The organism is Devosia sp. J20-27, assembly GCF_055808595.1.
The window spans coordinates 2,057,915-2,082,641 of sequence record NZ_CM147875.1 but is presented as its reverse complement, the minus strand read 5'-3'; the positions used below and the strand labels follow the sequence as shown (position 1 = coordinate 2,082,641).

Annotated in this window: 26 protein-coding genes; 9 read left to right on the top strand and 17 right to left on the bottom strand. The window is 65.5% G+C overall.

Annotation, left to right across the window (positions count from 1 at the left end):
• Window positions 1–3 precede the first annotated feature (3 nt).
• Window positions 4–330 carry an ArsR/SmtB family transcription factor gene (locus AC0L4C_RS10150; RefSeq protein ID WP_473399419.1) on the bottom strand — a complete coding sequence of 109 codons (327 nt, stop codon included), beginning with the start codon at window positions 328–330 and terminating at the stop codon, window positions 4–6.
• A 226-nt stretch (window positions 331–556) separates the two neighbouring features.
• Here AC0L4C_RS10150 and AC0L4C_RS10145 point away from each other — a divergent pair, with 226 nt between their 5' ends.
• On the top strand, window positions 557–1,348 hold the full coding sequence (locus AC0L4C_RS10145; protein ID WP_473399418.1) for a Crp/Fnr family transcriptional regulator: 792 nt from the start codon (window positions 557–559) through the stop codon (window positions 1,346–1,348).
• 4 nt (window positions 1,349–1,352) lie between these two features.
• Here the strand turns inward: AC0L4C_RS10145 and AC0L4C_RS10140 are convergent, their stop codons facing one another.
• The 4 genes from AC0L4C_RS10140 to AC0L4C_RS10125 form a co-directional block, all read right to left on the bottom strand.
• On the bottom strand, window positions 1,353–2,210 hold the full coding sequence (locus AC0L4C_RS10140) for an SDR family oxidoreductase (protein WP_473399417.1): 858 nt from the start codon (window positions 2,208–2,210) through the stop codon (window positions 1,353–1,355).
• A gap of 78 nt (window positions 2,211–2,288) precedes the next feature.
• The gene (locus AC0L4C_RS10135) at window positions 2,289–2,480 is read right to left on the bottom strand and encodes a hypothetical protein (RefSeq protein WP_473399416.1); all 192 of its coding nucleotides are present in this window, start codon (window positions 2,478–2,480) and stop codon (window positions 2,289–2,291) included.
• A 132-nt stretch (window positions 2,481–2,612) separates the two neighbouring features.
• The gene (locus AC0L4C_RS10130) at window positions 2,613–3,623 is read right to left on the bottom strand and encodes an aldo/keto reductase (protein ID WP_473399415.1); all 1,011 of its coding nucleotides are present in this window, start codon (window positions 3,621–3,623) and stop codon (window positions 2,613–2,615) included.
• Window positions 3,624–3,661: 38 nt separating this feature from the next.
• Complete coding sequence (locus tag AC0L4C_RS10125) at window positions 3,662–4,399, bottom strand: hypothetical protein (protein ID WP_473399414.1); 738 nt, start codon at window positions 4,397–4,399, stop codon at window positions 3,662–3,664.
• Between the two features lie 194 nt (window positions 4,400–4,593).
• Between AC0L4C_RS10125 and AC0L4C_RS10120 the strand changes: the two genes are divergently transcribed.
• From AC0L4C_RS10120 to chrA, 5 genes are all read left to right on the top strand, one after another.
• Window positions 4,594–5,277, top strand: coding sequence for a glutathione S-transferase family protein (locus AC0L4C_RS10120; protein WP_473399413.1), 684 nt, complete (start codon window positions 4,594–4,596; stop codon window positions 5,275–5,277).
• Window positions 5,274–5,621, top strand: a complete 348-nt coding sequence (locus tag AC0L4C_RS10115; RefSeq protein ID WP_473399412.1) for an ArsR/SmtB family transcription factor — start codon at window positions 5,274–5,276, stop codon at window positions 5,619–5,621. The genes AC0L4C_RS10120 and AC0L4C_RS10115 overlap by 4 nt, the downstream gene beginning before the upstream one ends.
• On the top strand, window positions 5,621–6,088 hold the full coding sequence (locus tag AC0L4C_RS10110) for an SRPBCC domain-containing protein (RefSeq protein ID WP_473399411.1): 468 nt from the start codon (window positions 5,621–5,623) through the stop codon (window positions 6,086–6,088). The genes AC0L4C_RS10115 and AC0L4C_RS10110 overlap by 1 nt, the downstream gene beginning before the upstream one ends.
• Window positions 6,089–6,195: 107 nt before the next feature.
• Window positions 6,196–6,873, top strand: a complete 678-nt coding sequence (locus AC0L4C_RS10105) for a class I SAM-dependent methyltransferase (RefSeq protein ID WP_473399410.1) — start codon at window positions 6,196–6,198, stop codon at window positions 6,871–6,873.
• A gap of 68 nt (window positions 6,874–6,941) precedes the next feature.
• A complete protein-coding gene (gene chrA, locus AC0L4C_RS10100) occupies window positions 6,942–8,336 on the top strand; it encodes a chromate efflux transporter (RefSeq protein ID WP_473399409.1) in 1,395 nt (464 codons plus the stop codon).
• On the opposite strand, the gene AC0L4C_RS10095 is transcribed toward chrA, so the two are convergent.
• From AC0L4C_RS10095 to AC0L4C_RS10070, 6 genes are all read right to left on the bottom strand, one after another.
• Entirely contained in the window at window positions 8,337–9,185 is an 849-nt protein-coding gene (locus AC0L4C_RS10095) for a glycerophosphodiester phosphodiesterase family protein (RefSeq protein ID WP_473399408.1), read from the bottom strand.
• A 92-nt stretch (window positions 9,186–9,277) separates the two neighbouring features.
• Window positions 9,278–10,471 (bottom strand): phytanoyl-CoA dioxygenase family protein, encoded by a 1,194-nt coding sequence (locus AC0L4C_RS10090; protein ID WP_473399407.1) that lies wholly within the window; start codon window positions 10,469–10,471, stop codon window positions 9,278–9,280.
• Between the two features lie 123 nt (window positions 10,472–10,594).
• Entirely contained in the window at window positions 10,595–10,999 is a 405-nt protein-coding gene (locus tag AC0L4C_RS10085) for a host attachment family protein (RefSeq protein ID WP_473399406.1), read from the bottom strand.
• Window positions 11,000–11,114: 115 nt separating this feature from the next.
• Complete coding sequence (nudC, locus tag AC0L4C_RS10080; protein WP_473399405.1) at window positions 11,115–12,050, bottom strand: NAD(+) diphosphatase; 936 nt, start codon at window positions 12,048–12,050, stop codon at window positions 11,115–11,117.
• A gap of 70 nt (window positions 12,051–12,120) precedes the next feature.
• Window positions 12,121–12,887 (bottom strand): IS5 family transposase gene (locus tag AC0L4C_RS10075; RefSeq protein ID WP_473399404.1). Its coding sequence is split into 2 segments (ribosomal slippage): window positions 12,121–12,578 and window positions 12,578–12,887, totalling 768 coding nucleotides; the frame shifts between segments, so codons are not numbered across the junction.
• Between the two features lie 69 nt (window positions 12,888–12,956).
• Entirely contained in the window at window positions 12,957–13,526 is a 570-nt protein-coding gene (locus AC0L4C_RS10070) for a response regulator transcription factor (protein WP_473399403.1), read from the bottom strand.
• 180 nt (window positions 13,527–13,706) lie between these two features.
• On the opposite strand from AC0L4C_RS10070, the gene AC0L4C_RS10065 reads away from it, so the two are divergent.
• Genes AC0L4C_RS10065 through AC0L4C_RS10055 form a run of 3 tightly spaced genes read left to right on the top strand, consistent with a single transcriptional unit; the run spans window position 13,707 to window position 17,442 of the window.
• The gene (locus AC0L4C_RS10065; protein ID WP_473399402.1) at window positions 13,707–15,563 is read left to right on the top strand and encodes an adenine deaminase; all 1,857 of its coding nucleotides are present in this window, start codon (window positions 13,707–13,709) and stop codon (window positions 15,561–15,563) included.
• On the top strand, window positions 15,560–16,873 hold the full coding sequence (guaD, locus tag AC0L4C_RS10060) for a guanine deaminase (RefSeq protein WP_473399401.1): 1,314 nt from the start codon (window positions 15,560–15,562) through the stop codon (window positions 16,871–16,873). Before AC0L4C_RS10065 ends, guaD begins: the two co-directional genes overlap by 4 nt.
• Window positions 16,870–17,442, top strand: coding sequence for a nucleoside 2-deoxyribosyltransferase (locus AC0L4C_RS10055; RefSeq protein WP_473399400.1), 573 nt, complete (start codon window positions 16,870–16,872; stop codon window positions 17,440–17,442). The genes guaD and AC0L4C_RS10055 overlap by 4 nt, the downstream gene beginning before the upstream one ends.
• Before the next feature lie 173 nt (window positions 17,443–17,615).
• Here AC0L4C_RS10055 and AC0L4C_RS10050 read toward each other — a convergent pair whose 3' ends face one another.
• The 6 genes from AC0L4C_RS10050 to AC0L4C_RS10025 form a co-directional block, all read right to left on the bottom strand.
• Window positions 17,616–18,560, bottom strand: a complete 945-nt coding sequence (locus tag AC0L4C_RS10050; RefSeq protein ID WP_473399399.1) for an ABC transporter permease — start codon at window positions 18,558–18,560, stop codon at window positions 17,616–17,618.
• A complete protein-coding gene (locus AC0L4C_RS10045) occupies window positions 18,557–19,666 on the bottom strand; it encodes an ABC transporter permease (protein ID WP_473399397.1) in 1,110 nt (369 codons plus the stop codon). Before AC0L4C_RS10045 ends, AC0L4C_RS10050 begins: the two co-directional genes overlap by 4 nt.
• Entirely contained in the window at window positions 19,663–21,210 is a 1,548-nt protein-coding gene (locus tag AC0L4C_RS10040) for an ABC transporter ATP-binding protein (protein ID WP_473399396.1), read from the bottom strand. Before AC0L4C_RS10040 ends, AC0L4C_RS10045 begins: the two co-directional genes overlap by 4 nt.
• Window positions 21,211–21,274: 64 nt before the next feature.
• On the bottom strand, window positions 21,275–22,321 hold the full coding sequence (locus tag AC0L4C_RS10035) for a BMP family lipoprotein (protein WP_473399395.1): 1,047 nt from the start codon (window positions 22,319–22,321) through the stop codon (window positions 21,275–21,277).
• 16 nt (window positions 22,322–22,337) lie between these two features.
• Window positions 22,338–23,300, bottom strand: coding sequence for a nucleoside hydrolase (locus AC0L4C_RS10030; protein ID WP_473399394.1), 963 nt, complete (start codon window positions 23,298–23,300; stop codon window positions 22,338–22,340).
• A 1-nt stretch (window position 23,301) separates the two neighbouring features.
• Entirely contained in the window at window positions 23,302–24,615 is a 1,314-nt protein-coding gene (locus AC0L4C_RS10025; protein WP_473399393.1) for an amidohydrolase family protein, read from the bottom strand.
• Window positions 24,616–24,727 lie beyond the last annotated feature (112 nt).

Here is a 24,727-nt window from a genome sequence, read left to right as displayed (position 1 = left end):
GTCCTATTCCGTCCTGTCCAGATAGCCTTCGAGCCGATCCAGCCGCTCGGCCCAGCGCCGGCGCTCGGCCTGCATCCAGCTTGCCGCCTCGTCAAAGCGCGCCTGCTCCAGCCGGCACCAGCGGCTGCGCCCGCGCTTCTCGCTGGCGATCAGCCCGCACTCTTCCAGCACCCTGAGGTGCTGGGCGAAGGAGGGCAGCGCCATGTCGAACGGCTCGGCTAGCGCGCTCACCGGCAATTCCCCCTCGGCCAGCCGCGACAGCACGGCGCGACGCGTCGGATCGCTGAGGGCGTAAAAGGCAAGGTCGAGCGGGCTGGAATGGTGAGGCATATGCCTTCCTATATCGAGGAGCCGGCCCGGTCAAGAATAATGAGGCATATGCCTTTGTGTTCCTGGCGCGCCGGGTCGCGAGTGACTGCGAGCACGATCAGGGTTTCTGGTGCTATAGTCTGGCCTCACCGCCGACGTGGTCTGCGTCGAAACCGTACAATGCGTCGCCCTCTATTTCTGAATACTGCATAAGCTCACTATTGCCTGAGCTGTGACGTGGACTGGCATGAGGCCGGGCTCCTCCCCGAGCGGAGGGTGCACAACCGTGTCTTCAAACGACCGGGCCTTGTATCGGAACCGGCTGCTCGCTGCCCTGCCCGCCGATTTCCTCGCGCGCATCCAACCCCACCTCGAATTCGTCGAACTGCCGCTGCGCACGAGCCTTGTGGCGACGGGCGAGCCGACCGAATGGGTCTATTTCATCGAGAGCGGCCTCGCCTCGGTCGTTGCCAGCAGTCCCGACAATGAAAGCGTCGAGGTCGGGCACATCGGCCCGGAAGGCATGTCCGGCGCCCATGTGTTTCTCGGCACGACCAGCACGCCCAACCAGACTTTCCTGCAGGTTGCCGGTTCAGGCGTGCGGCTGCGTGCCGACCTGCTGCTGCAGCTCACCGCGCAGGCAACGCCCGTGCGCGAATACTTCCTGCGCTACGTGCATGCGTGCGAAATCCAGCTGGCGCAATCGGTATTGGCCAATGCCCGCTACAACATGAACGAGCGGCTGGCCCGCTGGCTGCTGATGTGCCACGACCGCCTCGACGGCAATGACCTGTCGCTGACGCACGAATTCCTGGCGCTGATGCTCGGAGTGCGGCGCTCCGGCGTCACCAACGAGATCCACATCCTCGAGGGCCTCGGCGCCATCCGCGCCACGCGGGGCAATGTCCGCGTCATCGACCGCAGCAAGCTCGAGGAGATCGCCGGCGGCTGCTACGGCGTGGCGGAAGCCGAGTACCAACGGTTGCTCGGCCACCCGCTCCGCAACGAGGCATCCCGGCCCGGATCCGATCGCGCCTGAACTGCTACATCACCGGCTTGCCGCCGGTGACCGCAATGGTGGCCGCCGACATGTAGCTGGCCTCGTCGCTGGCCAGCAGCACGTAGGCCGGCGCGAGTTCGCGCGGCTGGGCAGGCCGACCCATCGGCACCTGCTTGCCGAAATCGACGATGTTGGAAACCGGCAGGCTGGCCGGACCGAGCGGCGTCCAGACCGGACCCGGGGCCACGGTATTGACCCGGATGCAACGCCTGGCGAGTTGCTGCGCCAGCCCGGCGCTGAAATTCTGGATGGCGCCCTTGGTCACTGCATAAGCCAGAAGTTCCGGGCTCGGCTCATCGGCCTGCTTGGAGGCCGTATTGATGATCGAGGCGCCCTGCTTCATATGCGGCACGGCAGCCTTGCACAGATAGAACATCGCCGAAATGTTGACGGCCAAGGTCGTCTCCCACTCCTCGTCGGGGATTTCCTCGATCGTTTCGTAATAGGACTGATGCGCTGCGTTGTTGACCAGCACGTCGATCCCACCGAAGGCCTCGACGGTCTGCGCGATCAGGTTGCGGCAGTGCTCGGGACTGGCAATGTCGCCGGGCAGCAGCAGGCACTTGCGGCCGCAAGCCTCGATGACGGCCTTGACCTCGGCGGCGTCCTCGTCCTCGTTGAGATAGGAGATGGCGACGTCCGCCCCCTCGCGCGCAAAGGCAATGGCCACGGCACGGCCGATGCCGGAGTCGCCGCCGGTAATGAGGGATTTCTTGCCCACGAGCCGATCAGACCCGCGATAGCTCGTCTCGCCATGATCGGGCACCGGGTCCATGCGGCTGGCCAGCCCCGGATAGGGCTGCTGCTGTTCGGGAAACGGCGTTTTGGGAAAGTCGTGCATCGCAAAACCTCACACATCTGGAAGCCAACATAACTTCCGACGTGAAACGAGGTTTCACTTTCAGGTGGGGATGACCACTCAGCCGCGAACGATGACCCGGTAGACGCCCTGCATCGACTGGCGGGCCGTCGCCAGCCATGCGGCGGCAAGCGGCAGCAGACCGGGCCATGAGGTGTCGCTATAGTCGCGCATCAGGCGCTCGGCCAGCTGGGTGCCTTCACGCACGATGCGGCGTTCATCAAGTGTCAGGCCGATGGATGGAACGCGCATGACAACCTCCCACGTATGGTTGATGAAACCTTAACGCGGGCCGGCCGCCGAGTCAGCGGCGACGTGGATTTATGGTTTACGGGCGTTGGCCGCAGCTGTGACCCCGGCAATACGCTGGGGCCACCGCAGAGATCAGCCGCGCGCCGGGCGGCCCTCGACCGGATAGGCCGGGTCGGTAAAGCCCGGGGTCGACGGATGGCCGGGCGCCACCAGGCCGTCGACAAAGGCCTCGTCGTCGGCGTCGAGCGTGACGGCAAGGGCGCGGAGGTAGCCCTCCCACTGCTCCTCGGTGCGCGGCCCGCCGATCAGCGAGGACACCAGCGGATTGGCCAGTGCCCAGGCGATGGCGAAATCGGCCGCCGACATGCCTTTGGCCTGGGCGCGATCGGCGATGGCCTTGGCGGCGACCATGGATTCATCGCGGAACTCCACCTCGTGCATGCGCTTGTCGCCGCGGCCGGCGCGGGAGTCTTCCGCTGGTGCGCTGCCGGCGCTGTATTTGCCGGTGAGGATGCCGCGTGCCAGCGGGCTGTAGGGCACGTTGCCCAGGCCGTAGGCCGACGCGGCCGGCATCTGTTCCACCTCGGCCGTGCGGTTGACGATGTTGTAGAGCGGCTGGCTGGCGACCGGACGATCCATGCCCAGCCGGTCGGCGGTCTGCGCGATCTCGGCAATGCGCCAGCCGCGGAAATTGGAGACGCCGTAATAGCGGATCTTGCCCTGCGCGATGAGATCGCCCAGCGCCCGCAATGGTTCCTCGATGGGCGCCCCGAGCACCGGCTTGTGGATGTAGAGCAGGTCGATGTAGTCGGTGCCGAGGCGCCTCAGCGAGTCATCCACCGTCTGGAAGATCCACTTGCGCGAATAGCCGCCGATATTGGCGCCCTCGCGCGGCGCATTGGCGAACTTGGTGGCCAGCACCCAGTCGTCGCGATCCGCCTTGATAAGGCGGCCGACCACCTCCTCGGAAGCGCCGCCATTGTAGACGTCGGCCGTGTCGATGAAGTTGACGCCATGCGCCCGGGCGCTGTCGACAATGCGGGCGGCCACGTCGTCCGGCGTCTGGGCGCCAAACATCATGGTCCCGAGGCAAAGCGGCGAAACCTTCAGCGCGCTGCGGCCCAGATATCGATACTCGCTCATGAAAAATCTCCTTGGTCTCAAAGTCAAAAGTCGAAAAACTAGTCGGCGTGCTCGGTCCAGATGGTGTCGGACTTGACCAGCCCGAGGCTGTCGGCGAGGGCCAGCATGCTGGCGCGCATCTTTTCGATGTCGCCGGCCTGGTCCTGCTTGAAATAGACGAGGTAGCTATAGGCGGTATCGACCCGCCGGAATTCCAGCCGCGGCCCGGCCGCATCCTCGACGAAGGCCACATCCTCGCGGAACTTTTGCAGCACGCGGTCCCAGGTCTTGCCGACCACGGCAGCGACATAGCCGGGATCGGTCTCGGCCAGCGTGCCATCGTCCGTGAGCGCGAGACCGCTGGCCTCGACCAGCCCCTCCGGCCATGCGCTGGCCCCGTCATAGAGGATGAACATGCCATCCACCGCCGCGATCGGCAGCAGGCGATAGATGTCCGAACCTGGACCGGTGCGCGCCTGCAGCACCAGCAGTTCGGGCAGATAGAGCTCGCTGACCAGCAGCTCCATGTTCGGCGACAGCCGGTCGACATAGCCGTTGCGCGCCGCGTCCCAGTGCAGGTCGCGGCATTTGTTGTCGCCCAGCGCCTCGCTGATCTGCGGCGCGACGCTGACCTGCGGCGGGATCAGCCGGTTCTCGGCATGGCAGTAGATGCCCTCCGACATGCCCGGAATGGCGATGGCGTCGGCGGCCTCGATCAGCGGCGTCGCGCTCGGATAGCAGCCCGCCAGCGCCAGCAGCGCCATGAGCCCAAGCCCTGCCCTAATCTCCCTCGACATCCGCATCCGTTCCCCCCGGACAGTTTGGCCGGGACGATGCATGATCGATCCCGCTGCTGCAAGTAGCGGTAGCTGTTGCCGAAGTTCGACGTCGCCCACTCCGGGACATTAGTTTCCAGATGCAGAAAGCATATTGTGGACGATGAAAACCTGTCCTATAAGTTTCCATAGTCGGAAACTATTGAGCTGCCACGATGACCCTCACGCTTTACATCCATCCGCTCGCATCGTTTTGCCATAAGGTGCTGATTGCCCTCTATGAGAATGCCACGGCATTCGAGACGCGGATGGTCGACTTCGCGGATCCGGGTTCGGCCGCCGCGCACCTCAACCGATGGCCGGTAGGAAAGATTCCCGTGCTGCATGATGCCAAGGCCGGGCGAACCATCCCCGAGACCAGCATTATCATTGAGTATCTCGGGCAGCATCATCCGGGTCCGGTTCGTCTCCTGCCCAGCGATGCCGATGCCCTGTTGCAGGTGCGCCTGTGGGACAGGTTCTTTGATCTCTATATCAGCGTCCCCATGCAGAAGATCGTCACTGACAAGATCCGACCGCCCGAAGCCAATGACCCGTATGGCGTGAGCGAGGCCAAGGCCATGCTCGATCAGGCCTACCAGATGCTCGAAGGGCAAATGACTGCACGCCAATGGGCGACGGGCGAGAGCTTCACCATGGCCGACTGTGCGGCACTGCCGGCGCTCTTTTTCGCATCCATCGTGCATCCCTTCGCGAGCGAACAGGTCCATCTCGCTGCATATCTGGAGCGGCTGCTGCAGCGCCCGTCCGTGCAACGGGTAATCGCGGAGGCAAAACCCTATTTCCCAATGTTCCCCTATAGCCATGCGATGCCCAGGCACTATCTCGAAGCATCATGATGAGCACCGCTCCAGCTTCCGACTTTGACCAGATCTTTCAGGCCCTCGCCGACCCCTATCGCCGGGGCTTTGTCGAACGGCTGGCGAAAGGGCCGGCCTCGGTGTCAGAACTTGCCGGACCCGTCGATGTGGGCTTGCCCGCCGTCCTCAAGCACCTCCGCGTTCTCGAGGAAAGCGGCATCGTCGCTTCCGAGAAGGTCGGCCGTGTGAGGACGTTCCGCATGCAGCCACAGGCATTTCAGGACATGCGCAACTGGATCGAACAGCGCCAGGCGGAGATGAACACTGCCTTTGATCGACTGGCCGCGCTGATGGCGGAAATACCGGAGCAAAAGGACAACTGATGGGCGTAGATGTTGATCATCGCACTTTCGTCATCGTGCGCGAGTTGCCCGGAAGCCCGGGGCATGCCTTCCGTTTCTGGGCCGACCACGAGTTGAAGCGACGCTGGAACGCCTGCCACGCTGACTGGCATGTCATCGAGGATCACTTCGACTTCCGGGTCGATGGAAGCGAGCGACTGATCTGGCGCATGCCAGATGGCACCGAACAGACGATGCTCGCCCATTACCTTGAGATCCTGCCCCGCCAGCGTATCGTCTACGCCTACACGATGCGTGCTGCTGGCGTGAGCAACTCATCGTCTCTGGTGACAGTCGAGTTCGCTGCAAAGGCGGGGCAGACGACAATGACCTACACGGAACAGGCCGTCTTCAGCAGCGCGAAGGATGGTGACATTCGCGAAAGCGGCACCGGCATCGGCTTCGACCGTCTCCGCGATGTCATCGCAGCGTCACCAGATGCCGATTGAAAGCTCCGTTCACTGTCAATAACAGTCGCTTTCACGCTCGGCAGGAATAGTCGTCTACACGCACGTTCTGCGCGCGCCCGAACCCCGCAAGATCATGAAGGTCCACCATGCCCTCCACGCCATTCTCCGGATCCTCCGTCGCCACTTACGCCGAAGGAACGGAGCGGCGGGTACCGGGGCTTTCCGGGTTGCATCGGATGACCGCCATGCTGCTGGCCGAACGCATGCCCGAAGACGGCCGGGTGCTGGTGCTGGGAGCCGGCGGCGGAATGGAGCTCAAGGCGTTTGCCGAGGCGCATCCGGGCTGGTCGTTCGATGGCGTCGACCCGTCTGCCGACATGCTGCGCCTGGCCGGCGAGACGCTCGGCGCCCACGCAGCGCGGGTCGGGCTGCATGAGGGCTACATCGAGGACGCGCCGGAAGGGCCCTTCGATGCGGCGACCTCGCTGCTGACCTTTCACTTCATCCCGCGCGCGCAGCGTCTCGAGACGCTGCGGCAATTGCATCGCCGGCTGAGACCGGGTGCGCCGCTGGTCATCGCCCATATCAGCTTTGCGCAGACCGAGCCGGAGCGCAGCCTGTGGATCGCCCGCCACGTCGCCTACGGCTCGCCGGATGACACCGATCCGGCGCAGCTTGAAAGCGCGCGCCAGGCCATCGGCACGCGGCTCTCGATCCTCGCGCCCGAGGAAGAGGAGGCCTTGCTGCGCGAGGCCGGTTTCGATGATATCAGCCTGTTTTACGCCGGCATGAGCTTTCGCGGCCGGGTGGGCTACGCACGCTAGCGGCATGCGCATTCGAACTGTCATGTCTGCAGGCTAGAGACGCCCATGACGCCAGACCGGGGAAGCCGATGCCTGATCCGACCACCGCCCCACGGCCTCCCTACCGGCCCGACGAGACCATCCCGTTTCGCGACGCCGTCAAGGTGTGGCTGCGGGTCGCCGCGCTGAGCTTTGGCGGCCCCGCCGGGCAGATTGCGGTGATGCACCGCATCCTCGTCGACGAGAAGCGCTGGATCGGCGAGCACCGCTTCCTGCATGCCCTCAACTACTGCATGCTGCTGCCCGGCCCGGAGGCGCAGCAGCTTGCCGTCTACATCGGCTGGCTACTGCACCGCACCAAGGGTGGCGTGGTCGCCGGAACGCTGTTCATCCTGCCCGGCTTTGTCTCGATCCTCGCCCTCAGCTTCATCTATGCCACCTTCGGCAATGTCGGCTGGGTGGCCGGACTGTTCTTCGGCCTCAAATGCGCCGTGCTGGCGGTGGTGTTCCAGGCCCTGATCCGCATCGGCCAGCGGGCGCTGAAGAACCCGGTGATGGTGGCCATCGCCATCGCCGCCTTCCTCGCACTGTTCCTCTTCCGGGTTCCGTTTCCCGTCGTGGTGATCGGCGCCGGGCTCATCGGCTTTGCCGGGGCCCGCGCCGGGTCGCGCCATTTTCGCATTGGCGGCGGTCACGGGGCAGCCGCGGCACATGTGCTGGCAGATGCGGACTCGCTGCTGGGTGAAACCACGCCCGCGCATGCACGCCCCGGCATCGCCTGGTCGCTGGCCGTCTCGAGCGTGCTGCTGCTGATGTGGCTGCTGCCGGTGGCAGCGCTGCTGCTGGCGCTGGGGCCGGACAATGTGTTTTCCAAGATCGCAGTGTTCTTCAGCCAGATGGCCGTCGTTACCTTCGGCGGCGCCTATGCCGTGCTGGCCTATGTGGCGCAGGAGGCGGTGCAGAACTACGGCTGGCTGCGACCCGAGGAGATGCTCGATGGCCTCGGCATGGCCGAGACGACGCCCGGCCCGCTGATCCAGGTGGTGCAGTTCGTCGGCTTCATGGGCGCCTTTCGCGATCCCGGCGCCCTGCCGCCGCTGCTGGCGGCAACGCTGGCGGCGGTGCTGACCACCTGGGTGACCTTCGTCCCCTGCTTCCTCTGGATCTTCCTCGGCGCGCCCTTCATCGAGACGCTCCGCGGCAATCAGGCCCTCACTGGCGCGCTGTCGGCCATCACCGCGGCAGTGGTCGGGGTGATCGCCAACCTTGCCGTGTGGTTCGGCCTGCACACACTGTTCGGCCGGGTGGAGACCTGGCGCGGCTGGGGTCTGGCGGTCAACCTGCCGGACCTGACCTCGCTGCACCTGCCCGCACTTGTGCTGGCTGGCCTCGCGGCGCTGGCGCTCTTCCGCTTCAAGGCGCCGATGATCCCGGTGCTGCTGGGCAGCGCCGGGCTCGGCCTCCTCTGGAGCGTCGTGGCCTGATCAGGCGGTGGCGCGGCGGGCCAGGAAGGCCTTGAGGGCGGCGGGCTCGTCGGTCTGGATGGCCGACACCCCGGCGTCGATCAGCCGGCCCCAGATCGCTTCGGGGTCCCGCAGGGCGGCGCTGTCGGTGAAGGCGGGGTTGGCCACCGGATCGAGCGTATTGACCCAGAGGGCGACTCCCGCTGCCTCGGCGCGCTCCCGGATGGCCGCGACCTGTTCCAGCCGCGAGAAGCTGACCTCGCACATGAAGGGCGCCAGCCGGAACAACAGCTCGACCTGGGCCCCGGCCGAGGCATCCTCGAGATGCGTCTTGGCCATGAAGGGGACGCCGTGCGCGGCCACCTCGCCGGTGATCCAGTCAAAGTCCGCCTGGGTCCGCAGGTCGGCCTTGACGTCGACCTGGTCGGCAACGCCCATGTGGCGCGCCGCAGTGACGACCTCGGGCAGCATGTCGACATGCTTGATGTCGAGATCGATGAAGATGCGCCCGCGGGTGAGCTCGAAGACCTCGGCCAGGCTGGGCAGCCTCTCGATGGTCATGGGGTTGGCGGCGCCGCCGTCGCGATGCCGCAGCGTCAGCGCGGTGAGCTCGTCCAGCGTCAGGTCCTCGGGCACGCGGTCGAGGCCGGCCATGCGCACCAGCGTATCATCGTGCAGCAGGAAGAACTCGCCATCGGCACTGCGCCGGATGTCGATCTCCACCACGTCATAGCCGGCCTCGATGGCCGCCGCGATGCCGGCGAGACTGTTCTCGGGTGCGGCGTGCCAGGCGCCGCGGTGGGCAACGATGGCGCACGGACGATGCGGATCGGCAATGAAGGGGACGTAGGACTGCAATGACGGCGACATGAAAAGCTTCTCTTGAACGGGACGCTGGCGAAAGTTCGCGCGACCGTTACAGCAGAGTCCGCTGCGGTTTGATGACAGGCCGGCGGCCCGGCTCAGGTGAGCTTCTTGCTCGCCTGCAGCGCTATGGCGCTTTCGAACTCGGCCACGTCCCAGCCCGAATTGAGCGCCCGGCGGAACAGCGCCTGCTGCGACTCCGGGGCGAGGCCGCCGATTGGCGGGTCGCGGTCGAGATTGGTCGGGAAGGCGTAGCCCTCCGCCGATGCGGCAATGGCATTGATCACATCGAGCGGGGTCAGCTGTCCCGAGCCGAGCATGGCCTTGAGCGTGGGGTAGATCGCAATGCTGATGCGGGCGCGATCAACGCTCTCCATGGCCCGGCCATAAGCCGACGACACCTGCAGCAGGTTGGCCATGCGCCGAATATCGGCCGAGCGGTTGGTGCCGGCCGCATGGAACAGCGCCGGGTTGAAGAACACGGCGTCGCCCTTCTGCAGCGGCAATTGCACATGGTGTTGGTCGAAATAGGCCTTGAACTCGGGCAGCCCGGTGGCGAGGTAGCCGGGCAGATAGGCCTGCGAGAACGGCAGGTAGAGCGTCGGACCGCTTTCCAGCGGCATGTCGCAGTGAGCGATGGCGCCCTGCAGCGTCAGCACCGGCGAGATGGCGTGCACATGTACCGGGTACTGCTCGATGGTCTCGGGCGTCTGGAAGCCGAGATGGTAGTCGCGATGCGCCGATTGTGCGGCGCCCCCCGGATTGACACAGTTGATCTGCGAGGTGACCTGATAGCCCGGCCCCAGCCAGGCCTCGGAAATCAGCGCCACGATATCGTTGCCGTAATACATGGCGAACACTTCCGGATCGTGCAGCGCCAGCTTTTCGAGGGCGTTCCAGATCCGGTCATTGGCGCCGGGCTTGGCAAAGTGGTCGCCGCCACCGGTGCCGGTCGCATGCTGCTCGGCGATCATGGCGTTGAAGATGTCGGTCGCGGCGTCGAGCGGCCTGAGATTGGCAAAGGCGCCGCGGAAGGCAACGACACCCGGACCATTGGTCATCGCCTCGACCCACTCGGCCTGCAGCGCCCGGCGCGAAGTGGCGTCGGTTGCCGCGCGTCGCACGGCGGTGCCCTCATAGATGGGCACGTTCTTTTCGATGGTGCTGGCAAACGGATAGTCGGCGGCATCGGTCTGCCGCTCGACGAGGGCGCGAAACGCAGCGATGTCGCATTGCTCGCGGGTGAGCCAGACGCGCTCGCTGCGCTGCCTGGTCAGATTGGCGCTATCCAACGCATCCTCCACAAATTGCGTCTCTGCTGCCCGAACCTATACCGGCCCCGGGCTGCCTGACATCGCGAAAACGCCTGACGATGCGCAGGGCACCCTCAGGCGAGAACGCGTCGGCCTCACGGCTTACGAGGCGTTGCGGATGATCTCGGCGATCTTGGCGGCCGGATGCTTGGTCAGTTCCTTGTCGAGCGTCAGCACGATGCTCGAGGTGACGCTGGCATGCAGCGCACTGCGCATCTGGCCCAGCGTCTGCGGATCGGCGATGAGGATCAACTGTTCGAACGCATTGGCGTCCTTCATGCTGAACAGCTTGCCGGCCAGCTGCTTGGCAAAGGTCGCCTCGTCGGTCTGCCGCGGCGTCTGCTCTTCCGGACGCATGCCGGACGGGCCTTCACTGGCGAGATTGGCCGGCGTCAGGCGGGTTTCCTCGCTGAGCGACAGGCTGTCGCCCGCACCGTGGGTGCGAAAGAGGATGGCGCCGTGACCATCGGCGACGACGACGAGCGAATGCTGCGGAACAACTGGCAAGCGGAATTCTCCCTTGGTGGAATTGCGCCGCCAAATGTGCGGCGCCTTCCCCTGCATGTGGGTATCGAACCGCCGCTTGCCAACCGCAATGGCCGCAAAACCGGCTCTTGTGCGCCTAGAGCCGGCCCTCGGCCCAGGCGGCGATGATGGCGCCGGCAATGGCGCCAACGCGCGGTGCCGAGATCTCCGGATGGTTGCCGGCAAGGATCGACTGCACATCCGAGCGGCTGATCCAGCGCGCATCGGCGAGCTCGACCGGATCGATGGTGATCTCTTCGTCGAGCGCCTCGCCCACGCAGCCAAACATCAGCGACATCGGAAACGGCCAGGGCTGGCAGGCGACATAGCGCACCGGACCGACGGCGATACGCGTTTCCTCGAGGGTCTCGCGACGCACGGCGTTTTCGATGGTCTCGCCCGGTTCGACAAAGCCGGCGAGCAGCGAATACATGCGCTCGGGCCAGCTCGGGCCGCGACCCAGCAGCAGACGGTCGCCCCGGGTGACCGCCATGATCACCACCGGGTCGGTGCGTGGGAAATGCTGCGTCGCGCATTGCGGACACTTGCGCTGCCAGCCTGACATCTCGACGACGCTCGGCGTGCCGCAATTGGCGCAGAAGCGATGCGTGCCGTGCCAGCCCAGCAACGCCCGGGCGGTGGCGATGCACTCGCCATCGATCGGCGTCAGCGCCGGCATCAGGCCGCGGATCTCGACCAGCTGGGCGTCGGGGAACTGCGGGTGCACCTGCTGGGTCTGGTCAGTGAACTGGCCGATCATGGCGGCATCTTCATGCGGCTGCCAGAGATTGAGATCGGAGGCAAAGCGCGGACCTTCGGGGGCAAGGCCGAGAAAGATCGGCGCCTCGCGGCAGTCGGCGAGCGCCGGATGATCGAGCTTTGCCAGCACCGGCGTACCGCCCGCATCGGCCAGCAGCTTGCCGCGCCAGAAGACGAAGGTCAGCGCGCGGGCATCGGCCCGTGCCGTGTCGCCGCCGCGCAGATGCGCTGCCCGGTCGAGCCCACCGGGCTGAAATGCATGGGAAAGTTCCAAGTCGCCACCTGCCAGTTTGCGGGCACTGGTTTAGGCATACCAGCGCCCGGACTGCAAGCGATGGCAGGCACTAGGTCTTGGACTCATAACTTCTGGTCCAGAGTGGGATTGAGGCGAGCAGAACGCTGGCGAGGAAGTTGCGGGCGAGCTTGTCGAATCGTGTGGCGACGCGACGGAAGTGTTTGAGTTTGCAGAAGAAGCGCTCGACCAGATTGCGTTCGCGATAGAGGCCCCGGTCAATGCTGCGCTGGACCCTGCGGTCTTTCTGTGTGGGGATGTGGGCACGGGCTCCCCGTGCCGCAGCCAGGTCGATGAGGACGCGAGCGTCATAGCCGCGGTCGGCAACAAGGTCGCGGGTGCGTGTAAGGCTCTCGATGAGGACGGCGGCGGCCTGCTTGTCGGAGGCTTGGCCGGGAGTGAGCATGATGCGGATCGGCAGGCCGGTCCCATCGACCACGGCATTGATTTTGGTGCTCAGTCCTCCACGAGACCGACCGATGGCGTGATCCGGGCCCCCTTTTTTCCGCCCGCGGCGTGCTGGTGTGCCCGGATGATCGAACTGTCGATCAGCGCCATCGACTGCGGCGAGCGCTCGGCGAGGGCTTCGAATATCCCGAGCCACACCCCGGCCTTGGCCCACCGGTTGTACCGGTTATAGGCGGTCGTATAGGGGCCGTAGCGCTCCGGCAGGTCGCGCCAGGGCGAGCCGGTGCGCAGCACATAGAAGATGGCGTTGATCACCCGTCGGTCATCGGTGCGCGGCACTCCGCGCGGCTTGTTGGGCAGGAGGGGCAGAATGATCCGCCACTCCGCATCGCTGAGATCAAATCGAGCCATCGCCACCTCCATTCAGGAGGTTGAATCAGCCTTCGTACTCAAAGGGAATCCCCTTTATGGGTACAGAACCTAGAGCGTGACGACGCCCTCGCGCAGGGCAATGGCCACCGCATCGGCGCGGTTGCGGGCCCCGAGCTTGTCGAGCACGGCCGTGACGTGAAATTTCGCCGTATGCACCGAAATGTCGAGCTCGCGGGCGATCACCTTGTTGGAGGCGCCATCGACCAGCAGCGTCGCCACTTCCTTCTCGCGGGAGCTCAGACGGATGGCATCGCCGTTCGGACGTTCCGGCGTCAGCTTGAACCCCGACGCCAGCACCGCGGCGGCCGACAGGATCAGCGACGGATCGAGGCTGTCGATGACGGTTTCGCCATTGCGCGGCTTCTGGTTGGAACCGACGACCAGCACCTGCGCGCCGTTCCAGTTGGTGAACTCGTGCGAATCCGTCACCACCACATCGGCGCTGTTGTCGTTGGCGGCAATGAATTCGGGGCGCAGCAGCAGCGCCGTGCGCAACGCACTGCCCAGCTCGGTATCGCCCACCGAGATGGCCAGGCGGTGCGACAGCGATGTCAACGGCCAGCGGCCCAGTTGCGGGCGTGGGGTCGTCGTATAGAGCGGCATGGCGACCATGGTCATAACCCCTGTGTTCGTGTGTCGTACCTATTTGGTGTCGAAGCACCCTGAAGCCAAGACCCAAGGGTGGCCCGAGGGCACTATGACGGAAACCTGCCCGCATGGGCAGGTCCTGCTTGCCATTTTCCCGGCCCTGCGGTTAGCTGACTTGTAAACCGGTTTACCAAATCTTGCGAGCCCGCCATGACGCTGCCCGACGACCTGATCCTCAACCCCCAGGACGAGGTGACGATCCGGCAGCACCTGCTGCTGGTGAGCATGGGCAAGCGTCCGGCGGACCTGGCGATCGAGGTCGGCCGGCTGCTGGCAGTGCATTCGCGCCAATGGCTCGAGAACCAGGAAGTAATCGTTTCCGGGCGGCGCATCGCCTATGTCGGGCCGATCGGCAGCTATCGCGGTGACGTGGCCCGCCGCGTCAAGCACCCCGAACTCAGCGCCGTGCCGGGCTTTGGCGAAGTGCACAAGCATATCGAGAGCACCCACCTGACACCCGAATTCGAGGCGGCACTGGTCCTGCCGCGCGGCAACACCTGGACCTGCGAGGCCAGCCACGAATTCGCCAACGTCAACGGCCCGAAAAATACCGAGTTCTGGCAGAAGGCGCGCCGCGCCGGCTCGCAGCTCAAGGTGTTCATCCAGCCCGGCTCCGCCGTGCCGCCCAGCGCCTGGGAAGTCAGCGGCGGCTATTACGGCTATGACGAACAGAAGCAGTTCCTCAGCGACGACCTGTCGGTGACCAGCCTCGACGAGGTGATGGACTGGCCCTCGGTCTGGGACCCGGAGAACCCCGGCTACAGCCGGATGTGGGGCATGATCCGCGCCACCATGGAAATGCGCGGCGTGGTCGAGGGCCACGGCTCGGGCCTGACCGACCTGCACGACATTTCCGCCTTCGTCGCCGCCGGCCTGTCGTCGGACCATGAGGTGTGGGCGCTGGACGAAGCCTGGGACCGGCTGACGCTGGGACTGTTCGTCGAACTGCGCCCCTTCAGCTACGACGTCATCATGCCGGGACTGCTCGAACGCGGTCTGGAGGACTGGAGCAATATCGCCTTCACCACCGACGATCGCAGCGCCAGCGAGACGCTGGAGAGCGGTGCCGCCGACCACAATGTGCGGCACGCCATCGACTACGGCCTGGCGCCCGAGATTGCCATCCAGTGCGCCACCATCAATCCGGCACGGCACATGCGCATCGACCAGTGGGTGGGCTCGATCACCCCCGGCCGCTATGCCGATCTGGTGCTGCTCGATGATGTGCAGAGCCTCTCGATCAGGCATGTCTATGCCGACGGGCAACTGGTGTCGGAGGGCAAGACCTTCACGGCGCCGCAACCGAGGATCGACTGGCCGGACTGGGCCACCGGATCGATGAACATCGGCCGGCAACTGACGGCAGCGGATTTCGCCATCCCCGCCGAGCCGGGCCGCGACACCATGCAAGCCGCCGTGCTGCGCCCGTTCCACTGGAACGAAGACTTCCTCACCGAGGAAATGCCGGTTGCCAACGGCGAGGTGCAGCGCAAGCCCGATACCACCAAGTGGAGCGTCATCGACCGCTACAGCGGCACCGGCGTGCTGGCCAAGATGTTCTGGACCGGCTGCGGCCCGGTGGACGAGGACACGGCGCTCACCTGCTCGGTGGCCCATGACAGCCACAATGTGTGGTGCGTCGGCTCCAGCGACGCGGCAATGGCCAAGGCGGTCAACCGCCTGCAGGAGATCGATGGCGGCTGGGTGCTGGTGCACAAGGGCGAAGTGGTGGCCGAGATGCGCCTCGAAGTGGGTGGCCTGATGACGGCCCGCACCGCGGAGGAATTCGACCGCGACATGCAGGCGTTTTATGCCGAGGCGGCCAAGGTCGAGTGGATGTTCAAGCCCACCGCGCTCAATCTCTGGAAGCCGGGCTTCCCCGAGTTCCTGAAGTTCGCCACGCTGACCTGCAGCCCCTGGCGCTGGGTGCTGGTGGCGCCAACGAAAATGGCGCCCGAGGGCTTCGTCAACGTGCAGACCGGCGAGACCCACAAGGTGGTCTGGTGAGCCTGCGCGGCCGGCGCGTCAAAGGCCGCTTCGTCCACGCGCCGCAACGCGGTGGCCTCGACGTGCTCGAGGACGCGGTGATCAGCCTCGACGAGAGCGGCGCCATCACCGGCATCGGTACGGGCGACGCCGATATCACGCTGCCCGAGGGCACGCTGGTGCTGCCTGGCTTTGTCGATCTCCATATCCACGCACCGCAATATCCGCAGCTGGGACAGGCGCTGGATGCGCCGCTGGAAGTCTGGCTGGGCAAATACACCTTCCCGCTCGAATCCCGCTATGCCGATCTCGACTTTGCCCGGCCGCGCTACGAGACGCTGGTCGCCGACCTGCTTGCCAGCGGCACGACCACGGCGCTCTATTTTGCCACCCAGCATCTGGAGGCGACCAAACTGCTGGCCGACATCTGCGCCCGGCAGGGCCAGCGCGCGCTGGTCGGCAAGGTGGTGATGGATGATCCGGCCGCCTGCCCCGACTATTATCGCGACGCCTCGGTTGACGAGGCACTGGCCGACACAAGGGCGTTGATCGACCATGTACGCAGCATCGAGAGTGAAGGACGCGTGCTGCCGGTGGTCACGCCGCGCTTCATACCCTCCTGCAGCGATGCGGCGCTGGAAGGGCTCGGCAGGCTGGTCGCCGAATGCGGTTGCCACGTGCAGACGCATGCGTCCGAAAGCGACTGGGCGCATGGCCATGCGCTGGAACGCTACGGCAAGACCGATACCGAGGCGCTGGACCGGTTCGGCCTGCTGACACGCCGGACGGTGCTGGCGCATGCCAATTTCCTGACCGATCCCGACATGCAGCGGATCGCCGGCAAGGGCGCAGCGGTGGCCCACTGCCCGGTGTCCAACATGTACTTTGCCAACTCCGCCTTTCCGCTGCGCCACGCACTGGAAAAGGGCGTGCACGTGGGGCTCGGCACCGACATTTCCGGCGGACCGATCGCCAGCATCTGGGAGGCGGCGCGCGGCGCCGTGCAGGCCTCGCGCATGCTCGAGGACGGCGTCGACCCCTCCTTGCCCGCTGCGGCGCGCGGCCGACCGGGATCGCGCATCGACATCGCCACCGCCTTCCATCTGGCAACGGCCGGTGGCGGCGAGGCCCTCGACCTGCCCATCGGCAGCTTTGCCATCGGGCAGAAGTTCGACGCCATGCTGATCGATCCCGCAGCGCCAGGCGGCACGGTGCGGCTCTTCGACGAGACCGACCCTGTCGCGATCTTTGAAAAGGTGCTGTACACCGCCTCGAGACCCAACATCGCGGCGGTGTGGGTAGATGGCCAGCGCATCGGAGGCGGCACATGAGCGTGAGGGTTTATCTGGCCGGGCCGGAAGTCTTCCTGCCCGACGCGCGGGCAGTGCTCGACCGCAAGATCGTGCTGACGCGCGCCGCAGGCCTCATCCCGGTGACGCCCGGCGATCTCGAAATCCCCAAGGCGCCGACCAAGCGGCAGTTCGGCCAGAACATCTCGGCCGTCGACGAGCAGATGATGAATTCGGCACAGGCGATCATCGCCAACCTGACGCCGTTCCGCGGCCTGCACGCCGATACCGGCACGGTATTCGAACTCGGCTACATGTGCGGACAGGGCAAGGCAGCCTTCGCCTATTCCAACGTCACCAGCAACCACTACCAGCGCGTGCTGGCCTTTTATGGCGGCAAGGTGGAGACGGCAGCCGACGGTCGCCTGCGCGGCCCGGACGGCATCTCGGTCGAGGACTTCGAGATGAACGAGAACCTGATGCTGGACGGCGGCATTGCCGCGCGCGGCGGCAGCTGGGTGACGCACGACGCCCCCGAGGCAACGCGATACGCCGATACCACGGCGTTCGAGGCAATACTGAAGGTGGCGGCGGAGCGGTTGCTGGCGTAAGGCCCCCCTCTCTGCTGCGACTAACTCGCTGACGCTCGTAAGTCTCGCCTCTCTCCCTCAAGGGGAGAGAGTGACGACTGATAGCTTTCGGTTCGTGCCAATCTCCCCCCTTTGAGGGGGAGACGCGAGACTAGCTTTGCGAACGCAAAGCGTAGTCGCAGCAGAGAGGGGCCTTACTGTCCCGAGCGCAGGCGCAGCAATTGCTGGGCGCGGTAGCTGAACAGCACCAGCGCGAGGATGGTGACGACGAACGGGATCATGCGGATGAGTTCGGCGGGGATCTCGTTGAAGAGCCCCGGCATCACCACCGCCAGACCTTCGAAGGCACCGAACAGCAGGGCGGCGAGCAGGGCGCCGACCGGATGGCGGGCGCCCAGCAGCACCGCGCCGAGGGCGATGAAGCCGCGGCCGGCCGTCATGTCGCGGGTAAAGCCGACATAGTTGAACATCGCCAGCTGCGCGCCGCCCAGACCGGCCAGCGCGCCCGAAACGATCAGCGACCAGGTGCGGACCTTGTTGACCGGGATGCCGGCGGCCTCGGGCGCGGCCGGATATTCGCCGACACCGCGCAGCCACAGGCCCCACGGCGTCCGGAACAGGAAGTACCAGATGGCAAAGACGATGAGCGCGGCGATCCAGGACAGCATGGAGTGGCCCGACAGCAGCGCCGAGAGCGTCGGCCCGACCACCGGAATGCCCGAGAGGAACGACAGGTCCAGCATCGGGATCGACTTGGACTGCAGATTGATCGAGGTGCCCTTGTCGCCGCCGGTGGCCAGCGCCAGCGCGAACACGGTGCCGCCGGCAGCGAGGATGTTGATGGCAAAGCCGACAAGAATGATGTCGGCCTTCATGCGCAGCGAGAAGAACGCCATCAAGAGCCCGAGCAGCGCGCCGACGCCCAGGCCGGCCGCGACCCCGACATACCAGGGGGCGTAGACCGAGACGACCACGGCGGTCAGTGCGCCGATCAGCATCTGCCCTTCGAGCGCGACGTTGAGCGCACCCGAAAGGTCGGCGATCAGACCGCCCATCGTCGCCAGCAGCAGCGGCGTGGTGGTGCGGATGATGGTGACGAAGAAGGCTGCCGAAAAGACGGTGACAAAAAGCTCCATCATTTCGCGGCGCCTCCGGCGGTAGCGGTTGCAGCAGCGGGCGCCGGACTGCGCCGGAGCATCCGCTTGATAAAGTTGATCGAGAACGACGACGACACCAGCAGGATGATGATGGCGGTGACCACGCCGATGACTTCGGCAGGCACATCGGTGCGGATATTCATCAGCTGGGCGCCTTGCCGGAGATAGCCATAGGCAATCGCGACGAACGGCACCGCCAGCGGTCGGGCGCGCGCCACGATGGCGACGAGAATACCCTCGAAGGCGAGGCCGCCCTCGAACTGCACGGTGATGAAGCCATAGGTCTGGCCCTGCACGAAGATCGAGCCGAGCAGGCCGCCTAGCATGCCGGCGACGGTCATTGCCGACACCATGATGGTGGTCGACTTGATGCCGGAATATTCGGCAAAGCGCGCATTGTGCCCGACGAGCCGGAGCTTCAGGCCCCAACTGGTGCGGTAGAGCAGGAACCACACCACGAAGACCGCGAGGATCGCCACGATCAGCGCCGCGTCGATGCGGGTCCTGTCGACCAGCGTCGGGAACATGGCGCTGTCGGGGAAATCGCCGCTGGTCAGCACGCCCGCCTTGGAGCGCAACTGGGTGCGGATCAGGAAGTTGGCGAGCTCGATGGCGACATAGTTCAGCATGAGCGAGGAGACGATCTCGTTAGCGCCGAAGCGGGCCTTGGCAAAGCCGGGGATGAAGCCCCAGAAGCCGCCGGCGGTCATCGCCGCCAGGACGCCGAAGAAGAGACCGAACGGCGTCGCGCCCAGCGGCGACAGGGCCACATAGGATGCGGCCAGCGCGCCGACATAGACCTGCCCCTGCACGCCCATGGAGAACTGCCGCGCCTGGAAGACGAGGCTGAAGGCGAGGCCGGTGATGGTGAGCTTGACCGCGTCATCGACCCAGAGACCGATGGTGCGGATCTTGGCGATGGGCGCGGTCAGCAGCACTTCGAAAGCTTCGAGCGGCGCCTTGGAGGTGAACAGCACCACCACGAAGGCGACGACAAGTGCGATGCCGGCGGCGAACAGGGCACGAAAGGCTTCGCGCCGCGCTGTGCTCCAGCGCGAATGTCTGGCAAGGGCCATGGCGTCGCTCATTTGAGGCCGGCTTTCATTTCTTCGGCAGTCTGCGCCTTGAGGCCGAGCATGTAGGTGCCCAGCGTCTCGGGGCTGAGATCGGCGTGGTTGATGAAGGCCGCGACGATGCGACCGCGATAAAAGACCAGCAGCCGGTCCGACAGCGCCATCAGTTCGGAGAGGTCTGCCGACGACAGCAGCACGGCCGTGCCGGCATCGCGCGCCTCGGTGATGGTGCGCCAGATGAACTGCGTGGCCCCCAGATCGACACCGCGCGTCGGCTGGTTGACCAGCAGCAGCCGCGGCTGTTCGGCGAGCTCGCGCGCCACCACGACTTTCTGCATGTTGCCGCCCGACAGAGTGCCGACCGCAGAGTTGGGTCCGCCGACACGGATCGAGAACCGCTCGATCAGCTTGACGGCCTCGGCCTTGATCGCCTTGAGATCGAGCAGACCGCGGCGCACATAGCGGTCGTCGTTGAGGCGTGTCGCCACGATGTTTTCCGCGACGCTGGCGCCGGTGGCCAGACCATCCGACAGCCGGTCGGCCGGAATGCTGGCAAGGCCGCGCGCCCGCCGCTCCAGCACCGTCAGGCCGGTAATGTTCTCATTGGCGATGGTGATGCTGCCCTCGGTCGCCTGCCGCAGCCCAGAAATGGCTTCGAGCAGCTCGGACTGACCATTGCCCTCGACGCCGACGAGGCCGACGATCTCGCCGGCATGTACGTTGACGTCGAGATCGGAGAGGATATCTGCGCCGCGCGCGTTGACGACGCGCAAACCCTTGCACGAGGCGACCAGTTCGCTCTGGTCGGTGGCGGCGCGGTCGACGCGCAGCACCACTTCGCGGCCCACCATCATGGCCGCAAGGCTCTGCTCGGTGACGTCGCTGGTCTTGACCCGACCGACCGTCTTGCCCTGCCGCATGACGGTGATGGCATCCGAGATCTCCAGCACTTCGGGCAGCTTGTGGGCGATGAAGATGACGGTGCGCCCCTGCTCGACCAGCGAGCGAATGGCGACGAAGAGCTCCTGCACTTCCTGCGGCGCCAGCACGGCGGTGGGCTCATCGAGGATCAGCACCCGCGCATTGCGGTAGAGCGACTTCAGGATTTCGACGCGCTGCTGCTGCCCCACGGGCAGGTTGCGCACCGGCTGGGTCGGGTCGACGCCCAGCTTGAACTTGTCCGAGAGGGCCTGCACTTCGGCAATGGCCTTCTGCCGGTCGAAGCGGATGCCGGCGCGGGGCTCGGAGCCCATCACCACGTTTTCGTAGACGGTGAAGCTCGGCACCAGCGAGAAATGCTGGAACACCATGCCGATGCCGGCCTCAATCGCCTGCCGCGGATTGGCAAAGCTCACCGGCTTGCCGTCGAGCCTGAGCTCGCCGGCATTGGGTTGCTCGATCCCGAACAGGATTTTCATCAGGGTCGATTTGCCGGCGCCGTTCTCGCCGACGACGGCATGCACTTCTCCGGGCTGAACGACAAGGTTCACCCCGTCATTGGCCACCACCCCACCGGGATAGACCTTGCCGATCCCGATTGCTTCCAGCAGCGCTGTCATTTGCCCCCGACCCGCTTGTGTTCAGACAGAATTCGGGCGCCGCGTTGCCACGGCGCCCGAAGGATTATTCCATGTCGGTTTTGACTTCGATCTCGCCGGCCACGATCTTGGCCTCGAGCGCATCGATCTCGGCGCGCACATCGGCCGGGACGAGCTTTTCGTAATAGGCGTTCTTGGCGATGCCGACGGCACCGTCCTTGATGCCGAGCAGCTGGCGCGAGCCATAGGGCGCGGTGCCGTCGAGCGTGCCTTCGAGGGCGAGCACCATCGAGTGACCGACCTTCTTGAGCACCGAGGTGAAGATCACATCGGCCTGCGCCTGGTCGGACGCGGCAAAGATGATGGCCTGGTCGCTGTCGACGCCAACCGCCAGCTTGCCGGAATCCTTGACCGCCTGCAGCGAGCCGATGCCGGTGCCGCCGGCGATCGGGAAGATCACGTCAGCGCCCTGGCCGATCTGGGCCAGTGCGATTTCCTTGCCCTTGGCAGGGTCATTGAACGAGCCGGCCACGGCATTGAGGATCTGGACGCCCGGATTGGCAGCCATGGCGCCCTGGTCGAAACCGGTCTTGAAGTCGGTGACGGTCGGGAATTCCATGCCGATGATGGTGCCGAGCACGCCCGAGGTCGAGATCTTGGCAGCGGCGTAGCCGGCGAGGTAGCCGGCGGCGGCGGTGGTGTACTGCACGCCCAGGATGTTGGAGCAGTCGCAGGACGAGAAGTCCGGCGCATCGTCGAAGTCGATGAACTTCACTTCGGGATATTGCGGCGCCAGTTCGACCATGTAGCCGGTCATGTCGAAGGTACCGGCGATGATCACGTCGTAGTCGGAGTCCGCGGCGTCGGCGAGGCCTGCCTGCCACTTGGAGCGGTCATAGCCCAGCTCGATGATCTTGACCGAGACCGGCAGCTCGGCCTCGGCGGTCTTCATGCCTTCGGCGGCGTCGTCGAAGAAGCTCTTGTCGCCCAGCGTGCCGTGCAGCACCAGCGCGACCTTGAGCGGGTTGTCCTTGGTGTAGTCCGCTGCAAAGGCGGGAACGGTGGCGGTCATCATGCCGGTGGCAAGGGCGACCCCTGCGGCGGCTTTGCCGAAAGACTGAAGGAAAGACATGCGCACTCCTGTTGCGTTACTTCTTGGACTTGTTGGGAGAATAGGCGGCGGATACGGCGTAGAGCTTGTCGACCTTCCCGATATCGACCTCCTCGACGAACGTAATCTTGGGGGTGTTGAGGCGCCCCGAAGGATCGACCAGCGTCATGCCCCGGGTGAGACCCGGCGCCAGCGCAACGCTGGAAGACGCAAGGATGGACTTGGTGATCATCGAGGGATCGAGGATCACGGCAGCGGCCAGCGGATCGACATAGAGCATGCGGTCCGGATTGCCGCGCTTGATGCCGTTCTCGCGCGCATGCACGGCCAGCGCCCTGGAGAAGTGCTTGAGCGGGCTGTCGGCAATGCCGTCGAACAGCGCGTCGACGCGCTCGCCTTCCATGTAGTGGGTCGTGCAGGGCTCCCACGGGACCACCACGGTCTCGACGCCGGCGGTGAGCACCACATGGGCGGCCTCGGGGTCCGCATAGATGTTGAATTCGGCGGCCGGCGTGGTGTTGCCGCGGCCATAGACATTGCCGCCCATGATGGTGAGCGTGCCGATGCCATCGACGATCTGCGGATCAAGCGTCAGCGCCAGCGCCAGATTGGTCAGCGGGCCGATCATCAGGATATCGACCTTCTCGCCCTTGGCGGCTGCATCGGCGAAGACCTGGCGCAGCACCTGCACACCCTCCGATGACGCCGGCAGCGCCTGCTTGTCGGGACGGCGGGCGCCGCCCAGGCCGTCGTCGCCATGCACATACTTGGCATCGATGATCGGCTGCACCAGCGGCCGCTCGGCGCCCTTGTGCACGGGCGTCTCGGTGCCCAGCATGGCCTGCACGGCCAGCAGGTTGGTGGTCGCCTGCTCGAGGCCGACATTGCCGAACACGGTGGTGATGATGTCGGGCACGAGGCCGTTGGCCACGAGGAGGATGAGCGCCTGCGCGTCATCGACGCCACCGTCGCTGTCGAAAATGAACTTACGCTTGGTCAAGCTAGGCGACTTCCCTGTTTTTCCTGGCTTCCGCGACACGGTCCCAGAAGCTTGTGTAGGTCTTTGAATAGTCGGCACGGATCGACGCAAAGTCGCGCCGCGTCAGCTCACGATTGCGCACCAATTGCTCGCCCGCAACCCACACATGACGCACATCACGTCCGCTTCCTGAGTAGATCAACAGGGTTTCGGGATCCGGCGTCTCGGAATAGCCCGGGCCGGAAAGATCGATGGCGGTGATGTCGGCGGCCTTGCCGACTTCGATGCTGCCGATTTCACGCTCCAGACCCAGCGCCCGGGCGCCCTCGATGGTCGCCATGCGCAGCAGATCCTGGCTGCCGATCGGCTGCGCCCTGCCCTCGCGATGGCTGGCCACGAGGCCGGCGACGCGCATCTCCGCAATCAGGTCATAGGCATTGTTGGCCGCCACATTGTCGGTGCCGATGGCGACGGTGACGCCGGCGGCGCGCAGATCCACGACCGGGCAGATGCCCTCCCGGCCAGAACGCAACCCGGCGGTTGCGCAATAGGCAACCGACGCCGCCGGGGCGCGGGCGAAAACGGCGATGTCCTCGGGACTCAGGTCAAGGCAATGGGCAGCATGGATGCGGCCGTTGAAAAAGCCGATCTCCTCGAGCGCCACGGTCGCGGTCTTGCCATAGCGCGCCATGGTCTCTTCATTGTCCTCGGGACCGGCGGCCATGTGCAGATGCAGCCCGACGCCGAAGCGGTTGGCCACCTCGACTTCGGCCTTCAGCAGCTCTTCGGTATTGTCGACATAGGGCGCATGCGGGCCGAACCACGGGATGACGCGGCCATCGGCAGAGCGCTGCTGTTCGAGGAAGGCCGTGGCCCTGGCCAGTTCCTCGGCGCCGCGCTCGGCATCGCCAAGCTGCACGATGCCATAGGCAATGACCGCCCGGATGCCGGCCTGCTTGACGGCGGTCGCGATTTCCTCGGCAAAGAAATACTGGTCGCAGAAAGTGGTGGTGCCAGAGAGCAGCATCTCGGCCGCCGACAAGGCCACCGCCGGGCCGATATCGGAGGCGATCAGCGACAGCTCCGGTTCGCGGATGGAGTTGTACCAGCCCTCCATGGTGAGCAGGCTCTGCCCCTCGGAGCGACCGCGAAACAGCACCATGGCGGCATGGGTATGGGCGTTGACCAGACCCGGGATGACGAGGTGCCGTGTCAGGTCGAACACCTCGTCATAGCCAGACGGGTCGGGAGTCGTGGCCTGGGGGCCGACACCAGTGATCCGGCCGTCGTGGACGGCAATCCAGCCTTCCGCGAACGCGCGGTTCTCAGTATCCACAGTGAGAATGGTCCCGCCGTGGAAAAGCGCCGATCCCATTTGACCCCCGTCTGGTAAACCGGTTTACCTGTTGATCTAACGACAGGCGGGACTGGCTTGTCAAATCCTAAAG

Excerpts from the sequence above, each read along its gene's own strand:
- AC0L4C_RS10095 (WP_473399408.1), bottom strand. The coding sequence starts at position 9,185 with ATGTCGCCGTCATTGCAGTCCTACGTCCCCTTCATTGCCGATCCGCAT.
- AC0L4C_RS10150 (WP_473399419.1), bottom strand. The coding sequence starts at position 330 with ATGCCTCACCATTCCAGCCCGCTCGACCTTGCCTTTTACGCCCTCAGC.
- AC0L4C_RS10040 (WP_473399396.1), bottom strand. The coding sequence starts at position 21,210 with ATGACAGCGCTGCTGGAAGCAATCGGGATCGGCAAGGTCTATCCCGGT.
- AC0L4C_RS10125 (WP_473399414.1), bottom strand. The coding sequence starts at position 4,399 with ATGTCGAGGGAGATTAGGGCAGGGCTTGGGCTCATGGCGCTGCTGGCG.
- AC0L4C_RS10130 (WP_473399415.1), bottom strand. The coding sequence starts at position 3,623 with ATGAGCGAGTATCGATATCTGGGCCGCAGCGCGCTGAAGGTTTCGCCG.
- AC0L4C_RS10065 (WP_473399402.1), top strand. The coding sequence starts at position 13,707 with ATGACGCTGCCCGACGACCTGATCCTCAACCCCCAGGACGAGGTGACG.
- AC0L4C_RS10035 (WP_473399395.1), bottom strand. The coding sequence starts at position 22,321 with ATGTCTTTCCTTCAGTCTTTCGGCAAAGCCGCCGCAGGGGTCGCCCTT.
- AC0L4C_RS10050 (WP_473399399.1), bottom strand. The coding sequence starts at position 18,560 with ATGATGGAGCTTTTTGTCACCGTCTTTTCGGCAGCCTTCTTCGTCACC.
- AC0L4C_RS10070 (WP_473399403.1), bottom strand. The coding sequence starts at position 13,526 with ATGACCATGGTCGCCATGCCGCTCTATACGACGACCCCACGCCCGCAA.
- AC0L4C_RS10120 (WP_473399413.1), top strand. The coding sequence starts at position 4,594 with ATGACCCTCACGCTTTACATCCATCCGCTCGCATCGTTTTGCCATAAG.
- AC0L4C_RS10110 (WP_473399411.1), top strand. The coding sequence starts at position 5,621 with ATGGGCGTAGATGTTGATCATCGCACTTTCGTCATCGTGCGCGAGTTG.
- AC0L4C_RS10045 (WP_473399397.1), bottom strand. The coding sequence starts at position 19,666 with ATGAGCGACGCCATGGCCCTTGCCAGACATTCGCGCTGGAGCACAGCG.
- AC0L4C_RS10135 (WP_473399416.1), bottom strand. The coding sequence starts at position 2,480 with ATGCGCGTTCCATCCATCGGCCTGACACTTGATGAACGCCGCATCGTG.
- AC0L4C_RS10115 (WP_473399412.1), top strand. The coding sequence starts at position 5,274 with ATGATGAGCACCGCTCCAGCTTCCGACTTTGACCAGATCTTTCAGGCC.
- AC0L4C_RS10105 (WP_473399410.1), top strand. The coding sequence starts at position 6,196 with ATGCCCTCCACGCCATTCTCCGGATCCTCCGTCGCCACTTACGCCGAA.
- AC0L4C_RS10145 (WP_473399418.1), top strand. The coding sequence starts at position 557 with ATGAGGCCGGGCTCCTCCCCGAGCGGAGGGTGCACAACCGTGTCTTCA.
- AC0L4C_RS10140 (WP_473399417.1), bottom strand. The coding sequence starts at position 2,210 with ATGCACGACTTTCCCAAAACGCCGTTTCCCGAACAGCAGCAGCCCTAT.
- chrA (WP_473399409.1), top strand. The coding sequence starts at position 6,942 with ATGCCTGATCCGACCACCGCCCCACGGCCTCCCTACCGGCCCGACGAG.
- AC0L4C_RS10055 (WP_473399400.1), top strand. The coding sequence starts at position 16,870 with ATGAGCGTGAGGGTTTATCTGGCCGGGCCGGAAGTCTTCCTGCCCGAC.